Genomic DNA, 17,269 nt, shown 5'->3' with positions numbered 1-17,269 from the left:
TTGAAATAGAAAGAGCCTGATCAAAATCAGGCTCTTAATCATTTAACTATCGGTTATTATTTAGCTCGGCGCTTTTTCACATCTTCTGCAAGTTGACGAAGTACCTTCTCGGTATCACCGAAACCGATACATGCGTCTGTAATACTCTGGCCATAGGTTGGCTCTTGGCCATCAACGATATCCTGACGACCTTCGACAAGATGGCTTTCGATCATAACACCGAAGATCGCTGTATTACCTGCTGCTACTTGGCTACCAACCTCTTCTGAAACCAGTAGCTGACGCTGGTACTGTTTAAGGCTATTTGCGTGACTGAAGTCAATCATCACTTTTTGACGCAGACCCGCTTTTTCAAGCTGTTCTGTAATTCCATTCACGTGTTCTTTGCTGTAGTTCGGCTCTTTACCACCACGCAGAATAATATGGCAATCTTCATTACCGGCAGTCGAAACAATCGCCGAGTGGCCATATTTAGTTACCGACAGGAAGTGGTGAGGTGCGCTTGCGGAGCCAATAGCATCAGTTGCAATTTTGATATTGCCATCCGTACCGTTCTTGAAACCAACAGGACATGAAAGACCTGATGCCAACTCACGGTGAACCTGAGACTCAGTGGTACGTGCACCAATTGCTCCCCAGCTAATTAGATCCCCCATATACTGTGGCGTGATCATATCCAGGAATTCACCGGCTGTCGGTACGCCCATATCAGTTAGATCAAGCAGTAGCTTACGCCCCATACGCAGGCCATCATTAAGCTGGAAGCTGTTATCCATATACGGGTCGTTAATTAGGCCTTTCCAACCTACTGTTGTACGGGGTTTTTCGAAGTAAACACGCATAACGACTTCAAGTTCACCTTTCAACTCTTCTCGAAGTGTTTTTAGTCTCTGGCCATATTCCAACGCCGCTTTTGTGTCGTGAATAGAGCATGGGCCAACAATCACCAATAAACGATCATCTTCGTCATTTAAGATGTTATGAATTGACTGTCGAGATTGGTATACCGTTTCTGACGCACTTTCAGTTGCTGGGAAACGCTCCAGTACTGCAACTGGAGGGAGAAGTTCTTTAATTTCGCTAATGCGAACATCATCGGTTTTATGCATGGTTACTTCCTAATTTACGCGCCTGCCAACCGTAAAGTTATAATTACAATCTTTGTTGACAGTATATTTCAAATCCAATTGACTTTAACTTATCTGTCTTTTATGGGTAGTGCAAACGCTAATTGGTCAATTTGGTAATTTTTTTTTCAGATCGGTCACTTAATAATCAACGAGATGCGTAACAGGTATGATTTCACACTTATATACCAATAATCCCTTCATCTCTTTGAATTCCACATTACAAAGCAATAACATAGGTTCTATACACCTTCTCCTTGGAGCGGTCAGGATGACCAAAGAAACTGTTATTTCGTTTCATAACATCAATAAGTGGTATGGAGATTTCCAGGCACTAAAGAATATCAATTTGGACATTCCTCGCGGGGAAAGACTCGTCATATGTGGCCCATCAGGCTCGGGTAAATCGACTCTGATCAGGTGTATCAACGGCCTAGAGCAATTCAATGAAGGCCAGCTCAGTGTTGCGGGTCATCCACTTGATGCACAGCACCTCAAGCGAATACGTGGCGACGTTGGCATGGTCTTCCAACACTTCAATTTATTTCCCCATATGACAGTCCGAGAAAACCTCACATTAGCCCCTAGGCGTAGGCGAAAGATGAGTAAGCAAGATGCTGATCAATTGGCGATGGAGTATCTGGCACGGGTTGACATTGCTCACCAGGCTGATAAATACCCATCACAGTTATCTGGTGGACAACAGCAACGCGTGGCTATCGCCCGTTCGCTGTGTATGAAGCCTGATATTCTGCTGTTTGATGAACCAACATCGGCACTCGATCCAGAAATGATCCGTGAAGTACTGGATGTGATGACTGAACTGGCCGAGGAAGGCATGACCATGATTTGTGTCACCCATGAAATGGGTTTTGCCAGAAAAGTGGCAGATCGCGTAGTTTTTATGGATGAAGGCGAAATTGTAGAGATCGCCCCACCAGCACAATTGTTCGATACGCCCCAACACCCGAGAACCCAGCTTTTCCTTGAGCAGATCCTAAGTTATTAAGGGCTTAACTATGGTTCAGAATGTTGTTGATTCATCACGCTGGTTTCGCGTTATAGGTCGCATATCCAAGCCTTTTATTTCGGGGATATTACAAGTTGGCCTCGTCGCTTTCTTCATAATGTGGTTACTCGATACTGGGGCGGATGCGATGAACTACCGCTGGCAATGGTACCGCATTCCACAATACCTCTGGTTCGTTGAGGATGGCCAATGGTTCCCTGCAGAATTATTAGAAGGACTCACGGTCACTTTGAACATCTCGGCCGTGAGTTTATTTTTTACGTTAGCCATTGGCTTAATAACCGCGTTACTTCGCCTATCCAATTCTGTCGTTGGCCGAGGCATTGCCAGGGTTTATATCGAGCTGATTCGAAACACGCCCTTGCTAGTTCAAATCTATTTACTGTATTTCGTTTTCGGTCCAGTCCTTGGCCTCGAGAGATTTACGACTGCTGTATTAGCCCTGTCCCTTTTCCAAGGCGCTTACACGGCAGAGATTTTCCGCGCGGGTTTAACCAATATCGAACGAGGGCAGTTCGAAGCCAGTGATAGCCTAGGGTTATCCACCATAGATAGCTATCGGTTTATTATCTTACCGCAAGTGATTAAACGCATTTTGCCGCCATTGACCAATGAAGCGGTTTCTCTGGTCAAAAACTCTTCGATTGTTAGTGTGATGGCCATATTCGACCTTACTACCGAAGGGCGGAATATCGTCGCTGACACTGCGATGCCTTTTGAAGTTTGGTTTACCGTTGCAGGTATTTATCTTGTTGTTACCCTGACTCTGTCTGGCCTGGCGGCGTGGCTGGCTCACCGACTGAATACACCGTCACATTAACCCAATTACCCTTAAAACAATGCAATAGATTGCTTAATGGAACATTAAGCACAAGGAGAAAGGAAGCATGAAACGATTACTATCAGCATTGATTGCTGTTATGGCGCTGACCATGGCCACTGTCTCGACGGCTGCTGACAAAAGCGCACTTGTTGAAATCAAAGAACGCGGAACACTAAGAGTGGGTCTCTCGACTTTCGTCCCTTGGGCTATGAGAGACAAGCAAGGCGAACTCGTTGGTTTTGAAGTCGATGTTGCCCGCCGTTTGGCCAAAGATGCTGGATTAAAAGTCGAGTTTATTCCAACGGCATGGGATGGCATTATTCCGGCTCTGCTAGCAGGTAAATTCGATGTTATTATCGGCGGATTATCTATTACGCCAGAGCGAAATATGAGCGTTCTTTTTACCAGCCCATATGCCCATTCTGGTGTTCAGCTTGCCGCTCACAAAGATCTAGCCGAGGATAAATCAAGTTTTGAAGACTATAACAAACGCAGTGTTACCCTAGCCGTACGCCGTGGCGCTTTTACCGTGCAAACCGCGAAAAAGTACTTCCCGAAGGCAAAATTACGCCAGTTTGATGATGAGGCACAGGCATTCCAAGAGGTGTTAAATGGTAACGCCCATGCTGCTCTTGCCTCATCGCCTAAACCTGAACACATGGCAATTCAGTACAGCGACAAGCTGTATATTCCTTTTAATGAACGTTTGAGCCGGGGTTCTGAAGCCTTCGCTATCCGCCATGGTGAATTTGACTTGCTTAATTTCTTCAACAACTGGATTTTATTACGTACCGAAGACGGTTGGCTGAAAGAGCGTCATGATTATTGGTTCACGACCCTCGATTGGGAAAACCAAATCGCACAAGGACAATAAGTGTTGTCGCAAACAAAGAGCCAAATCATGCCGGGAATCAACATCCCGGCAAGACTAAAACTGAACAAGCTGGATGGCGTATTAATCCTGTTGATTGTCGCCGCTATCAGCTGGCTTTGGTACCGTTCATCCGCAGGAATACATTATCAGTGGAATTGGGACAAGGCTTTTACTCTCGTTATGACACCCGGTCGCAATGGTGAACTGCCCTACTTCTTTCAAGGATTATTGGCCACTTTGCGCCTGAGTCTATGGGGTATGTTCTTTGCCGGTTTACTCGGATTAGTACTTGGGTTAGCCCGCCGTTCAACGTGGTTCTTCTTGCGGCTACCGGCGCAGGCATATATCCAGTTAGTCAGGAACATTCCACCGCTGGTTTTTGTCTTTATCTTTTACTTTTTCATTTCAAGTCAGTTGATCCCGGCGTTGGGGTTAGAAAACGTTTTAAGAAATACCCCAGCCAAGATCAACCCTTGGCAATCTTTTTTATTTGGTCCCGCCAAACTGTGGGAGAACCTGTTCTCAGGGATCCTCTGTGTCGGGCTTATTGCCGCAGCTTACATCGCTGAAATTGTCCGCTCGGGGATCGATGCGATAGCCAAGGGACAGTGGGAGGCCGCTGACTCACTTGGCCTGTCACGATTAGACCGCTTCCGGTTTATTATTTTCCCCCAAGCTTTAAGCGGTATCGTACCGCCGCTGGCTGGCCAATTTATTTCTTTGGTTAAGGATTCATCCATTATCTCGCTGATCTCCATTCAGGAGTTAACCTTTGTCGGCAGTGAAATCGCCAACTCCTCGGGGCTAATTTTCGAAATTTGGCTGTTGGTTGGTGCTGGTTATCTCATCCTATGTTTTGGTCTCTCGGTGTTATTCAGCTCTCTTGAAAAGCACTCTCAAAGACATTACCAGATAAGATAACCTCTACGAAAATTCGCATCAGGCAGTAAAATAAGCACCGAATCAACCCACAGAAAACAAGAGGGAGCCGACTTATGGCTCCCTCTTAATTTGAAATACACTGAGCTTTCTATTGTGATGCTCTCTGTCTCCAATGTGCTCCATCCCTATTTTTTTCATGACCTGGCGTGCTGACATATTACGGATACAAGTAAAACCGATAATACTGTGAAATCCCGCTTCGCGAAGACCGTATTCTAAAATTGCTCGTCCAATTTCAGTGGCATAGCCTTGATGCCAATGGTCCTCACAAATCACCCATTCAATTTCGGCGGTTGATTCATTTTCACCATAGGGATGCAACCCCACTCGGCCAATCAAGGTATTGCAGTCAGATAAGATGAGCGGGCAGTTAAAGTAACCTCGACGACCATACTCCGTTGCAGAGTCAACATGGTATTTCTGTAACTCATGCCTCGCTCTTTCTTCAGACCAAGCCTCCTCTTCCGTAAAGGTATGAACAGATTGATTGGACATTATCCGGTACAAACCAGCAAGATCGTCTTCGTCCCAGGGCCTGGTATAAAGACGTTGAGTTTTAATACTCGGCGACACATCTAAAATCATATTCATCCCTCTTATCAGAGCCTAAGTCGTATGTCGTCCTAGGCTCAGTGACTAACCAAAGGAGAATTTAGCTCCCCTTCTTGCTAAATCGTTCTGACCATTCCGGCCATAACGTTTCAAAATCCATGCACTCCTCAAGCATATCTGCAACTCGGTCGATACCTTGCTCACGGAGCAAATCAAAATCCGGTGCACACGTTGAAGCAAGACCGGCCCATTTTAAAATAGCATCACAGGCTTCTTGTTGCTCAAAAATACCGTGCAAGTAAGTACCAAACACCTGATTATCAATACCAAACTTGCCATCTTTGTTACCTGCTAGGCAAATTGGGGCATCTTGATCAACACCGTCAGTCACACCAGCATGGATTTCATAGCCTCTGACAGCAACACTGTTCTGCTCTGGCATTGTCAGATTGCCTGTAACTTGCTTCAGCTGTTTATGAGGGGCTAATACTGTCGAAACAGATAAGTACCCAAGCCCCCGGCTTGTACCCGGCTCTCCTTCGATACCATCAAGGTCAGCGATGGATTCCCCCAGCATCTGGTAACCACCACAAATACCCATCACCTTACCGCCTAAGCGAAGATGACGGGCGATTTGTTGGTCCCAACCTTGCTCCCTGAGGTAGTCCAAATCACTGCGAACACTTTTAGTCCCTGGAATAATGATAAGATCAGATGGCGGAATTTGCTGCCCTTTACCGATAAATTGCATATTTACTTGTGGGTGCATACGCAAAGGATCGAAGTCAGTATGGTTGCTGACACGGGTTAACACGGGTACTGAAACCCGCAATTGTTCACCCTCAGCATCCACCTGCTGAATGTCAATCGCATCTTCAGCCTCTAGCATCAGGCCGTGCAGATAAGGTAACACTCCTAATACTGGTTTACCGGTTTTCTGCTCCAGCCAATCCAAGCCAGACTCCAGCAATTTAATGTCACCCCGGAAGCGATTAATAACAAAACCTTTTACCCGGGCTTGTTCTGTGTCTGATAACAGGGCCAACGTGCCATAAAGGTGAGCAAACACGCCGCCACGGTCGATATCAGCGACAATGATCACCGGCACATCAGCTTCTTCGGCAAACCCCATATTAGCAACATCATTTTCACGCAAGTTAATCTCGGCCGGACTGCCAGCCCCTTCGATAATGACGGTTTGATATTCTTGCTGCAGAATGTCGAAAGATTCCATGATCGGCCCTAGCACCACTTTTTTGTAGTTGTGGTACCCGACCGCATCCATATCAGCCAAAGCCTTGCCCTGAACAATGACCTGCGCACCAACATCGGTATTCGGTTTTAACAGCACCGGATTCATATGAACCGTCGGCTCAATCATTGCAGCCTGCGCCTGTACTGCTTGCGCGCGACCTATCTCGCCACCATCTTTGGTTACCGCACTGTTTAGCGCCATATTCTGCGATTTGAATGGGGCGACTTTAATATTTTTTCGAGCCAGTACCCGACACAAGCCGGCGGCTAAAACACTCTTACCGGCATCAGACGTTGTACCTTGAACCATCAGGGCTTTTGTTGTTGATTGCATTTTTCCTCGCTCAATACTGCTGTTCTACTGGCCACTGGATCTGTGGCCAATGGATTCCATTTTCATCTGTCGTCACCGTGACGCGATAACGGGCTGCATAAGGTAAATCGATACGGTGAAGGTAATTTGTGTTCTCTGGCATCTCCAATAGGATACGCATGAGTTGCTTCATCACTCCAGCATGGGTCACGAGTAATATTTTCTGGCCTAAATAGTTATCTAACAATTGATCCCATGCTTGTTGAATACGACGGTCAAACGCTTTCAGCGTTTCCCCGCCATGCGGGGTCGATAACCATGGGTTCTGCCAATAGGTTTCTAACAACGAGCCGTATTGTTGCCACAGGGTGTCGTGGCTTTTCCCATCCCAGTCCCCAAAATTCATTTCCTTCCAGTGATTAAGCTGCTGATAAGGTAAGGTGAACTGCTGGGAAAATTGATTGGCAAACTCACTGCATCGCTGCAAAGGAGAAGCAATTACTTGTTCGATATCGTCAAGCCCTTTTACAGCCTTCGTCATTTGCGACATGCCTGTCGGGGTGATCGGAAAATCGGTATGCCCCCTCAGACAATCATGACCCTCAGGCAGTCCATGACGCAAAATATCGATTCTTGTCTTTGTACATTTAACCATTCATGCCCCCTTCAAATACTGCGGGATCCCTGCTGTAACGAATGTCACTCTATCAACTTGTTTTGCAATGGCTTGATGCAGCCAACCACTTTCGTCGACAAAACGTCTCGACATCTGCCCCATAGGTACAATCCCCTGCCCAACTTCATTACTGACTAACACAACGTCCCCTTCCACCTTGTTGAGCGCATCAAGCAGCTCAGCTTTCTGATGCTGCCAGTCAATACTGAGATCCTGATTGAATAAGCAGTTGGTTAACCACAGAGTCAGGCAATCGACCAACAAACAGTTATCGGGAGTCGATGAATCAATAATGGCTTGTGCCAAAGCGGTCGGTTCTTCAATGACCGTCCACGCACAAGGGCGATCCTGCCGATGACGCTCAATACGCTCTGCCATCTCTTCATCTCCGGCAGTTGCTGTCGCAATATAGGTGATCGGCTTTTCACTTGCTTGGGCGACAGATTCGGCGTAACGACTTTTTCCCGATCGTGCTCCCCCCAGTACTAACTCAGTTGCCATTCATTAACCTTTATCCATTATCACAATGAAAACATGGCATTTTTTCGTTACCATGATGTTCAATTTTATCATTATAACGCTCATTTCAGCTTACAATACTATGTTTCACCTTAATGACCTATGGCCGGATGGCCTTGTTTGGCTACTTCTTGCAAGTACCGTTTTATCGTTATTTTTCAAACCCAAAATGTGGCCAACATTACTGAGTTTGACCGCTGCCACTGCCTTGTCTTTCGCTCGTATTTCTCCCCTAGCACTTAGCATCGTCGTCCTTGGACTCGTCGTTGCTAAGCAGAGTCAACGTCTAACGGGGATGTACAAGGCGATTTGCCATGGTTTCGTTATTATCTGGGCTGCCGCCTTGGTACTTCACCTGATCCCCGGATTTAGTAACCTCTTGGTACTCGACAAGGTCTTCTCCGGCTCAAATAGCATTCCCTTTACGATGTATTTAAACCTGGACAAACCACTGATTGTCTTCGGGTTATTTTTACTCGTTCCGAGTATGCTCAAACAAGCCACATCGATAGCGAGGCCACAGTTAATTGTTCTTGCCCTGCTGTTTGCTTCACTGCCTCTTCTCGCTTGGAGTACAGGAATTGTTAAACCAGAAATCTCGCTACCAACTTGGACTTGGATTTTCGTCATCAACAACTTGTTGTTTACCTGCGTAGCTGAAGAAGCGCTATTTCGGGGATATATCCAGCAGCGCTTGATTGAACGCTTAACCCCCATAGTCGGTATCACCGTTACCAGCCTTCTTTTTGGTTTGGCTCACTTTGCAGGCGGTATATTTTTCATCGCCATTGCGACACTTGCCGGGCTGCTTTATGGGTTGACATACTATTGGACTGGCCGACTCGCATTTGCTGTTGCGATTCATTTTACTTTCAACTTGCTACATCTTTTGTTGTTCACCTATCCAATGGCAAACTAATTGGTTATATGAACCGTTTCTGAATCGCCCGCTCATCACTAATTCAGAACCTGTGTTGTTTAATAGAATCATCAACACAAGGAGACCGAATTATGATTAAAAACACCGTTATTGCTATTGCCACTGCCGCTATCATTTTACCAGCGGCGGCTTTTGCTGGGGACCATAACAAGATTGAAACTACGCTGAATTATTCTGGCCCAGTAGAAACGGTTACTATTGCGGAACTGCTAAATGACACCAGTCTGTTTACCGAGAAAAAAGCGATCGTCGAAGGGACACTGATTAAGCAAATCAATGCAGACACTTTCATTTTCAGCGACGGTACCAAAGAGATCCAAGTTGAAATTGATGACGATATCAGCATGCCATCCGCTATCAATGCCACAACAAGACTGCGTCTATATGGTGAATATGAAGGTGGTAACACCCCTGAAATTGAAGTGGATCGCATTCTGATTCTGTAAGCGAAGCACATAGCCATACAAAATGAGAAACACAACAATCGGCATCACTCTTGGTTATGCCGATTTTTGCTGTTTGTCGTACAATAGGGCACCGACACCCAAGCCAATGCGTGATGGAAGTCACAATATTGTATTTTCAATATTTATCATTCAACTCACAATCAATAACTTGAATTCACCTTAAGCCTTAAAGTTACAAAGCGTCACACATCGGAGCAAAGTCTTAAGTGGCCCATGCTATAATGCCAGCTGAAATTAAAAATGAGTCGATACATGTCAGATACTTTGTTGTTTCATAAAACTTACCTTCACCCAACCAGCAAAGATTGGGTTGTATTTGTTCATGGTGCCGGTGGCAGTTCATCCATCTGGTTTAAACAGATTAAAGCTTACAAACAGCATTTCAACCTGCTCCTCCTCGATCTAAGAGGACATGGTCGCTCAAACAACATGTTTCAGGACATGATCAAAAACCCTTACACCTTTAAAACAGTAACAGCAGACATCGTACAGGTCTTAAATCACCTTAAGATCCAGTCTGCCCACTTCGTCGGGATCTCTCTGGGCACAATCATTATTCGCAGCTTGGCTGAGCTGGCACCAGAAAGAGTGAAAACCATGGTGCTAGGTGGTGCTGTTACACGCCTGAATACACGATCTCAAGTGTTAATTTCAGCAGGCAACATGTGCAAGCATTTCATCCCTTATATGTGGCTGTATAAACTATTTGCCTATGTCGTTATGCCACAGAGAGCGCAAAAAGAATCGCGGTTAATGTTTGTTAACGACGCAAAAAAGTTGTGCCAAAAGGAATTCAAGCGTTGGTTTAAATTGGCAACAGACGTCAACCCCTTGATGAAATGCTTCAAGGAAAAAGAACTCCCCATACCGACACTTTATTTAATGGGCGGCAATGACTATATGTTCATCAAGCCGGTGAAGGAAATGGTCAACAAACATGAGCATAGCTACCTGACAGAATTTGAAAACTGTGGCCACGTTTGTAATGTTGAACGCCCTGACGAATTCAACCAGCATTCTATTGAGTTTATTCAGCGCCATATGATGGCGGCATAGCACGGTTAACAGTGCTCGCCAATTCAAGCAATGATAAAAAGGCCAGTATGACTGGCCTTTTTGTGTTTTCAAAATAGCCATGAAGGCAATTAAGCGCCATTACGATACCGCTACAAGCGCTTGGGCCACGTAACCTAGATGCTGCTCTTGCAAGCCTGCGATATTGATACGGCCATCACCTACCGCATAAATAGCATAATCGTCGCGCAGACGTGTGATTTGCTCGGGGGTTAAACCCGTTACTGAAAACATCCCTTTATGCTGCTGAATAAAGTCGAATTGACTGGTTCCCAACGCCTGAACTTCAGACACTAAACCAGCACGAAGTGCCAGCAAGCGCTGTTGCATTTCACTTAACTCTTGTTTCCAAGTTTGTGTCAAGGATGTATCACTGAGAATGGTCGAAACCAAAGCTGCACCGTGATCAGGTGGCATTGTGTAAGTTGAACGCGCAAGGTTAAGAATTCGTCCTTTCGCTTTCTGCGCTTCCTGTAGGGTATCACCAACTAAGATTGCTGCACCGGTACGCTCCCGGTACAAGCCGAAATTCTTCGAGCAGGATGTTGCAATCACCATCTCTTCGATATTGTCAGCCATATATTGCAAGCCCGCAGCATCTTGTTCCAGCCCATCGCCAAAACCTTGATAAGCAATATCAACAAATGGCATGAAGCCATTTTTATTGGCCAGTTCAGTGATGGCCTGCCAAGCAGCAAAAGATATGTCAGCCCCCGTTGGGTTATGACAGCAACCGTGCAGCAAAACGACATCTTTAGGCCCTGCCTTGGCCAATTCTTGTAGCATTGCCTCACTGTTGACCTGTTTTGTGACGGTGTCGAAGTATGGGTAGTATCGAACTTTCAGTCCCGCAGCTTCCATCACGGGCTTATGGTTTACGTAGCTCGGATTCGAGATCCATACTGTCGTCTCAGGCTCAGCAAGGTGAATCAAGTCAGCTAGCATACGCAGTGCACCACTGGCGCCAGGGGTTTGCACTGCAGCCGCCCTTGGCTTGGCAGACGTGCCAGTTAAAAGCAGATCCATCATAGACTGGTTGAACTGCTCGTTACCGGCAAGGCCAACATATGCTTTCGTTTTCTGGCTAGCCTGTACTTGCTGCTGCGCTAACTGTACCGCCTTCATGATAGGGGTCTCCCCCTGACTGTTACGATACACGCCAATACCAAGGTCAACCTTGTCATCTCGAGGATCGTCGCGGTAAGCAAGAGAAAGCGATAGGATAGGATCTAACTGCGCCTCGGCAAGTTGCTTAAACATGATAAAATTCCATTTAGTTGTCGTTCATGCCTTTCACGCTACCACTTCAATTCCATTCCGTCATCATGAATTTGCAACATTTTCATTTTCTTTAAAATTCAATAATGTGAAGCCTATCGATGTCAATTTTTGATCTAGATTAACCCTTTTATGACTTATATTGCAGACTGACTACAAACGCCTAAATTTAAGGTAGGAAAACTTCGTTTTGTATACTTATCTTGTTTGATACAAAACCTGCACCTTTAGTCCATGATGGAGGTCAAGATGAAAAACAGAGTCGATGTACGTACCCTGCTCAGCGTCTATGAGAAAATTAAAAGCCAAGGCCAGACTATAGAGTTTGGCAGTCAGCTAGATGATATAAAATGTACTGAGTCTCCTGACGGCTATAGCGTCAGTTTGGCTGATGATAAAGTCACCTTGGATATTAACTTCCACAATACCTACCACTTCCATACCATGAACGAAGATCCAGAATCGGTGATCAACCAAACCACCACCGAGTTCCACAACAATAACGAAGTGCAAATACAGGAGTTTATTCATAAACTGGAAGAGATTGACAAGAACTATTAACCCCCCCCGAATAAATCCACTTTATAAGGCGCAATTTCCTTTCCCCCTGAAGTTGCGCTGCTTCTCGCTTTACTCTATCGATTTGATTTTGACATCCCCCTGACAATCTCATGACAGATAGCTAACTCATGCTAACTATTATGAATATATTACTCTATTGCCACTGATCAGAAAACGAACAAGCCATTCAGAATTCATTCACCTTCACAGCGATATACTCAAGAGGAATTCCGAAGGTTCGACAGCATCTCATTGGCACGCTATCTTGATAGGAATAATGTCATGCAATTACAACAGCTAGAAAGCAATCAAGTAGATACCGTTCTTCTCGCATTGGATGAATGCTACCGTCGGCTAAACAAGGCTGATATCTCAGCAAAGGATCTTACGCAGGCAGGATTTACATTAATGTTTAAATCGGCCTATGAATCATTAGCTAGCCAAGAGCATTAGTTCCAAAAAAAAAGCATTAAAAAAGCTCAAGTTTTCCAACTTGAGCTTTATACATGCTGGCTAGCATTAGAAATTATCTTTCCCAATCTCGATTCTGCAGCACAACACGATAGCCATCGAGATCTTCAAACGTTTTCCCGACCTGCTCCCAATATGGATTACTCGACTCCACAACCGAAAAACCAGCATCAATCATATTACGACATGCGCGTTCCCAAGCCTGGCTGCAATCAACATAAAAGACTAATAAGTGTTCATGGCTAGGAGCCTGACCCACTTCAGAACCAATTTTGTGAACAAACTCGATATGATATGGGTGCTGCTTATGTCCCAGAACGACACCATCAAAACCTTGGTAGTCGTCAAATTGCTTCAGTAAATCGAAACCCAGCGCCTGACGGTACATGGCTGCAATTTGGGGAACATTGTCTGTTGGTCTGACCACTCTCAATGTCGAATCTTGCGGTATCATCTTGAAATTTAACTCCATTTAACTTGCTTCGAGGCTAGTGTATTCCTGAGACACATCTTATTCAACTACGTTTATAATGACGGCACACAATCCATGATATTAATCACATTTTACTAAGCACCAAACGTGATCAAACACCTCATCACAACCGTGCGCCTACATCAAATAAGTGGCAGATGATACGACTTTCAAAGCTCCTCAGTCTCCTAAGTCTCCAGCAGCTAATAACGATAAAGCATCTGCTGAGTACTTTTGAAAACTGATGTCCGACTTCTTGGGGGGGTAGATATACTTAATCACTTTCACAATATATTTTGCGACAACTTTACCTCCGGGGCTTTTCTCGTCATACCAGAATGTATCAATATCCTGCTTTTTCCCTATATCCCACTTCATGTCTGTACGGACAAACTGATGCTCTGCAGGGATTTGCAATAAATCACGGTACATAATCAGACTCCATCTTTGTATTTCACTGAAGCCATAATTCCATAAATTATTTAAGGGATTTTCTTCACATGTCACAGTTTAAAAAACAACCACCTTTCGGCATCACAATCTTTACTCTAGTTAAATATCTATCATTCACCCTTAACGTACCCGCGCAGGGTGATTTTTAACTGGCCTTACAATGCACTAGCTGCCGCTTATTGGACTCAGCTCGCAGTTCACAGCGCGATTTATCCCATAAGAAATCTGATGGTAGCTGTCCTTTTTCTAAAACAAAAAAAGTATCTTCCGTTGGCTCACTAAATAGGCCCGTTAATGGGTCTTGATAAAGCTTCGCTTTTCCCTCTGAATAAAATTGCGCGGAGAATGGCCTTTTTTTGATATAAATTAGTTCACTATTATCCTTCTCTGCTTGCTCGGCCCACTGTGATAGCAGTACTTTTTCTGACTCTTTTCCCGTTAAGTTATAACCGAGTAAAAACGCCGTGATAATCAGCAAAACTGGCGTTACTAAGCCAACCTTAAACACGTTATCAGAGAGTTTTTGCTGACTATGATATCCCGCAACCAACAAACCTAACGCAGGCAAACCTGGCATCACATAACTGGGTAAGATATTTCCCGCCATGGTGAACAACAGCATTGGTGATAGCATCCAACACCATAGGTAGTCCATATAGCCATTGGTACTTTGTACACCTTCCTCTCCAGTTCGGAAAAAGCGTGAGACCTGATACATTAAGATTGGAGCCCACGGCAATGCGGCTAAAAACCAGAACAACCAGATAGTGCCTCTAACCTCATCATGTGCTGAACCGTATAAATCACCTTGCCAACCACTCACAACAAAGCGCTTAATGTGCTCGCCGATAATGAAATAGTTCAAAAATCCTGGGCTTTTCCATTCCGCCAATAGATACCATGGCAATGAGATGATCAGAAAAACAATGCTCCCCCCTTTCCATGGCAAACAACTTGGAATACGGCGCCACCTTTGCTCCTGAGCAAGCCACATCACCAGACTGATACCAACCAGCACCATCGTTAATGGCCCCTTTGCCAACATGCCAATCGCCAAACCGACAAAGAACAAATATCCCCACAGCTTGCTGCCTTTTTCCCAGCTTAACCAAAAGCTGACCATGCTCAAGGTGACGGCTAATGTCAGGGCCGTGTCTGTCATTACCGCTCCAGATATCACAATAAACGCTGTTGTAGTTGAGAGAATGGCGGTCGCTAGCCATGCCTCATGCTTTTGACGTATTTTGGCAGCCAGCAACCATGTGAGAGCAAGAACGAGCACTCCAACAACGAGGTGAGGTACTCGGGCAGCAAATTCATTCACCCCCATCAACTCAAACCCACCAGCACTTAACCAAGTAAAAAGTGGCGGTTTGCCCCAAAACGGGACGTTATAATCAAACATGGGTGTGACCCAATTACCGGTCTCAAACATGATTCGAGCCATTTCACCGTAACGTGCTTCAGTGGTATCCATCAGCGGATAAAAGCCCAGAGTCGCTAACCGGACCAATACAGTACCAACAGTCAGTAACATGGCGAACTGGGTTAACGTTAATTTGGATAATTGACGTTTGCTCATGCCTGCACTTCTCCGGCTGCGAATGTTGGCGATGTTTGATTTTCGTCCATCACCATAAACAAAGGCCTCTGCTTCGCTTCTATAAAGAGACGGCCCACATACTCCCCCATCAAACCAATAGAAAGTAGCTGCACACCACCAACAAGCAAAACGACAATCATCATAGAGGGGTACCCTGCCACCGGGTCACCCCAAATCAACGTTTTAGCCAATACGACCACCGCTAAAAGCAAAGCCGAGAATGATGTCAACAACCCAGCAACGGTGGCAATACGCAAAGGGCGGGTACTGAATGAAGTAATACCTTCAAAAGCCAAATGAATAAGTTTTCGATAATTCCATTTCGTCTCACCAGCAAGACGCGGGTCCCGGTCAAATTGCAGTGTCACCCGTTTAAAACCAGGCCACGCAAACAAACCTTTCATAAACCGAGTTCGCTCTGGTAGCTTGTTAATTTCATCAATGACACGGCGGCTAATCAGTCTAAAGTCGCCGACATTTTCGGGAATAGGAATATCACTGAGTCGGTTGATGACTTGATAAAAGGCAGCTGCGGTGAAACGCTTTAGCCACCCTTCACCCAGTCGGCGGCTACGTTGCATGTCAACGACATCAAAACCAGCCTGCCATTGCGCAACCATATCAGGGATCAGTTCAGGGGGATCTTGTAGATCCGCATCTATCAATATTGCCGCCTCCCCCTTTACAGCACTTAGCCCTGCACTCATCGCTGCTTCTTTGCCAAAATTACGGCTTAAACGGATCGATTTAATGCTGTGATATTGACTGTTAAACTGGCTTGCAATTTGCCAGCTTGTATCAGAACTACCGTCATCAACGTAAATGATTTCACAGTGCTTACCCAAGCCATCAAGCACGTTACACACTCGTTGGTGACAAGTCTCGAGTACCTCTTCTTCGTTATACATCGGAATAATGACTGACAGAAAAGGGGGATGATGCCGGAAATATGGCTGGCGCTCTCTGTGTTGGGACAAAACAGTAATGGAGGACATAGCTAACCTCAACATGGCATAACAAGAGTAATGCGTCATAGGTTATTGAAAGCCATGTCAGAAAAAGGTCATTGACACTTTTTTCACACCATCCGTGTCATGGTAAAGTGTCAAAAAAGGTGCTCTCAGTACCTTTACATAATTTTCCATTTGTATTCGGGTACCTGCATGAAGTTACTACTGGTTGAAGATCACCAAGAAATTGCTGGCGTCATTTTTGATTTCTTCGAAATCAAAGGCTACACACTTGACTATGCCAACAATGGGCAACATGGTTTTGAGCTTGGAAGTACTGAACATTATGATCTGATCATTCTCGATGTCATGCTGCCTAAAATGGACGGTTTTGAAGTATGCCAACAGCTAAGAGAGCGTGGCATTGATACCCCAATCCTGATGCTGACAGCAAGGGATACCCGTGAAGATACGTTAGAAGGTTTCTCGCACGGTGCCGATGACTACTTGGTCAAGCCATTCGATCTGGATATATTGGAAGCCAGAATTAAAGCCCTCACCCGTCGTCGTTTGGGCGAGACGGCCTTGAATCAACTAAGCTTCGGCGAAATGACACTTAATCTAAGCACCCATACTGTTGAACGCGGCAACTGCAGCTTTGCCCTCAACCCAACGTTGTTTACTATCCTCAAGCTATTGATGATCAAAGCCCCAAAAGTCGTTAGCAAGCAGGAATTAATCTCTGCCCTTTGGGGTGACAATGAACCAGAAGGAAATGTGCTCAGAAGCCATATTTATCAACTGCGCCATCAAATTGATAAACCCTTTAAACGCGCGTATATCAAAAATGTCCCCAAAGTGGGCTATCAATTGGTTGATGAGGATTAACA

General features: G+C 45.2%; 20 protein-coding genes. 10 read left to right on the top strand and 10 right to left on the bottom strand.

The genetic code is table 11. From position 1 onward, the window contains the following. Positions 1-56: 56 nt before the first annotated feature. Positions 57-1,109, bottom strand: a complete 1,053-nt coding sequence (gene aroG, locus C9I99_RS02955) for a 3-deoxy-7-phosphoheptulonate synthase AroG (protein WP_107347341.1) — start codon at positions 1,107-1,109, stop codon at positions 57-59. Positions 1,110-1,398: 289 nt separating this feature from the next. Between aroG and C9I99_RS02950 the strand changes: the two genes are divergently transcribed. The 4 genes from C9I99_RS02950 to C9I99_RS02935 all read left to right on the top strand — a co-directional run bounded on the left by C9I99_RS02950 (position 1,399) and on the right by C9I99_RS02935 (position 4,775). Continuing rightward, positions 1,399-2,136: an amino acid ABC transporter ATP-binding protein gene (locus C9I99_RS02950; protein WP_107347340.1), complete on the top strand. Its 738-nt coding sequence runs from the start codon at positions 1,399-1,401 to the stop codon at positions 2,134-2,136. A 10-nt stretch (positions 2,137-2,146) separates the two neighbouring features. After that, the gene (locus C9I99_RS02945) at positions 2,147-2,977 is read left to right on the top strand and encodes an amino acid ABC transporter permease (RefSeq protein WP_107347339.1); all 831 of its coding nucleotides are present in this window, start codon (positions 2,147-2,149) and stop codon (positions 2,975-2,977) included. A 100-nt stretch (positions 2,978-3,077) separates the two neighbouring features. Continuing rightward, positions 3,078-3,854: a transporter substrate-binding domain-containing protein gene (locus C9I99_RS02940; protein ID WP_420849219.1), complete on the top strand. Its 777-nt coding sequence runs from the start codon at positions 3,078-3,080 to the stop codon at positions 3,852-3,854. Positions 3,855-3,881: 27 nt separating this feature from the next. Further along, complete coding sequence (locus C9I99_RS02935; protein ID WP_107347337.1) at positions 3,882-4,775, top strand: amino acid ABC transporter permease; 894 nt, start codon at positions 3,882-3,884, stop codon at positions 4,773-4,775. A 72-nt stretch (positions 4,776-4,847) separates the two neighbouring features. Here the strand turns inward: C9I99_RS02935 and C9I99_RS02930 are convergent, their stop codons facing one another. The 4 genes from C9I99_RS02930 to cobU form a co-directional block, all read right to left on the bottom strand. Next, positions 4,848-5,381 (bottom strand): GNAT family N-acetyltransferase, encoded by a 534-nt coding sequence (locus C9I99_RS02930; protein WP_166645356.1) that lies wholly within the window; start codon positions 5,379-5,381, stop codon positions 4,848-4,850. A gap of 67 nt (positions 5,382-5,448) precedes the next feature. Next, complete coding sequence (locus C9I99_RS02925) at positions 5,449-6,936, bottom strand: cobyric acid synthase (protein WP_107347335.1); 1,488 nt, start codon at positions 6,934-6,936, stop codon at positions 5,449-5,451. Between the two features lie 10 nt (positions 6,937-6,946). Then, the gene (locus C9I99_RS02920) at positions 6,947-7,570 is read right to left on the bottom strand and encodes a histidine phosphatase family protein (RefSeq protein WP_107347334.1); all 624 of its coding nucleotides are present in this window, start codon (positions 7,568-7,570) and stop codon (positions 6,947-6,949) included. Further along, positions 7,571-8,092 carry a bifunctional adenosylcobinamide kinase/adenosylcobinamide-phosphate guanylyltransferase gene (gene cobU, locus C9I99_RS02915; RefSeq protein WP_107347333.1) on the bottom strand — a complete coding sequence of 174 codons (522 nt, stop codon included), beginning with the start codon at positions 8,090-8,092 and terminating at the stop codon, positions 7,571-7,573. A gap of 100 nt (positions 8,093-8,192) precedes the next feature. On the opposite strand from cobU, the gene C9I99_RS02910 reads away from it, so the two are divergent. The 3 genes from C9I99_RS02910 to C9I99_RS02900 all read left to right on the top strand — a co-directional run bounded on the left by C9I99_RS02910 (position 8,193) and on the right by C9I99_RS02900 (position 10,573). Further along, complete coding sequence (locus C9I99_RS02910; RefSeq protein ID WP_107347837.1) at positions 8,193-9,029, top strand: CPBP family intramembrane glutamic endopeptidase; 837 nt, start codon at positions 8,193-8,195, stop codon at positions 9,027-9,029. Positions 9,030-9,124: 95 nt separating this feature from the next. Further along, on the top strand, positions 9,125-9,496 hold the full coding sequence (locus C9I99_RS02905) for a YgiW/YdeI family stress tolerance OB fold protein (protein WP_166645365.1): 372 nt from the start codon (positions 9,125-9,127) through the stop codon (positions 9,494-9,496). A gap of 273 nt (positions 9,497-9,769) precedes the next feature. Further along, positions 9,770-10,573, top strand: a complete 804-nt coding sequence (locus C9I99_RS02900) for an alpha/beta fold hydrolase (protein ID WP_107347331.1) — start codon at positions 9,770-9,772, stop codon at positions 10,571-10,573. A 99-nt stretch (positions 10,574-10,672) separates the two neighbouring features. Here C9I99_RS02900 and C9I99_RS02895 read toward each other — a convergent pair whose 3' ends face one another. Beyond that, positions 10,673-11,851: an amino acid aminotransferase gene (locus C9I99_RS02895; RefSeq protein WP_107347330.1), complete on the bottom strand. Its 1,179-nt coding sequence runs from the start codon at positions 11,849-11,851 to the stop codon at positions 10,673-10,675. A gap of 267 nt (positions 11,852-12,118) precedes the next feature. Here C9I99_RS02895 and C9I99_RS02890 point away from each other — a divergent pair, with 267 nt between their 5' ends. Next, positions 12,119-12,430: a DUF3081 family protein gene (locus C9I99_RS02890; protein WP_107347329.1), complete on the top strand. Its 312-nt coding sequence runs from the start codon at positions 12,119-12,121 to the stop codon at positions 12,428-12,430. Positions 12,431-12,712: 282 nt separating this feature from the next. Beyond that, positions 12,713-12,883: a hypothetical protein gene (locus tag C9I99_RS27125; RefSeq protein ID WP_166645355.1), complete on the top strand. Its 171-nt coding sequence runs from the start codon at positions 12,713-12,715 to the stop codon at positions 12,881-12,883. Positions 12,884-12,956: 73 nt separating this feature from the next. On the opposite strand, the gene C9I99_RS02885 is transcribed toward C9I99_RS27125, so the two are convergent. From C9I99_RS02885 to C9I99_RS02870, 4 genes are all read right to left on the bottom strand, one after another. Continuing rightward, positions 12,957-13,355 carry a VOC family protein gene (locus C9I99_RS02885; protein WP_107347836.1) on the bottom strand — a complete coding sequence of 133 codons (399 nt, stop codon included), beginning with the start codon at positions 13,353-13,355 and terminating at the stop codon, positions 12,957-12,959. A gap of 198 nt (positions 13,356-13,553) precedes the next feature. Then, the gene (locus C9I99_RS02880; RefSeq protein WP_107347328.1) at positions 13,554-13,805 is read right to left on the bottom strand and encodes a hypothetical protein; all 252 of its coding nucleotides are present in this window, start codon (positions 13,803-13,805) and stop codon (positions 13,554-13,556) included. Positions 13,806-13,971: 166 nt separating this feature from the next. Continuing rightward, complete coding sequence (locus C9I99_RS02875) at positions 13,972-15,408, bottom strand: ArnT family glycosyltransferase (RefSeq protein WP_107347327.1); 1,437 nt, start codon at positions 15,406-15,408, stop codon at positions 13,972-13,974. Then, complete coding sequence (locus C9I99_RS02870) at positions 15,405-16,424, bottom strand: glycosyltransferase family 2 protein (protein ID WP_107347326.1); 1,020 nt, start codon at positions 16,422-16,424, stop codon at positions 15,405-15,407. The genes C9I99_RS02875 and C9I99_RS02870 overlap by 4 nt, the downstream gene beginning before the upstream one ends. 168 nt (positions 16,425-16,592) lie before the next feature. On the opposite strand from C9I99_RS02870, the gene C9I99_RS02865 reads away from it, so the two are divergent. Next, the gene (locus C9I99_RS02865; protein WP_107347325.1) at positions 16,593-17,267 is read left to right on the top strand and encodes a response regulator transcription factor; all 675 of its coding nucleotides are present in this window, start codon (positions 16,593-16,595) and stop codon (positions 17,265-17,267) included. Positions 17,268-17,269 lie beyond the last annotated feature (2 nt).

It is taken from the genome of Photobacterium lutimaris (assembly GCF_003025555.1).
Lineage (GTDB): Bacteria > Pseudomonadota > Gammaproteobacteria > Enterobacterales > Vibrionaceae > Photobacterium > Photobacterium lutimaris.
This window is presented reverse-complemented; position numbering and strand designations above follow the sequence as displayed.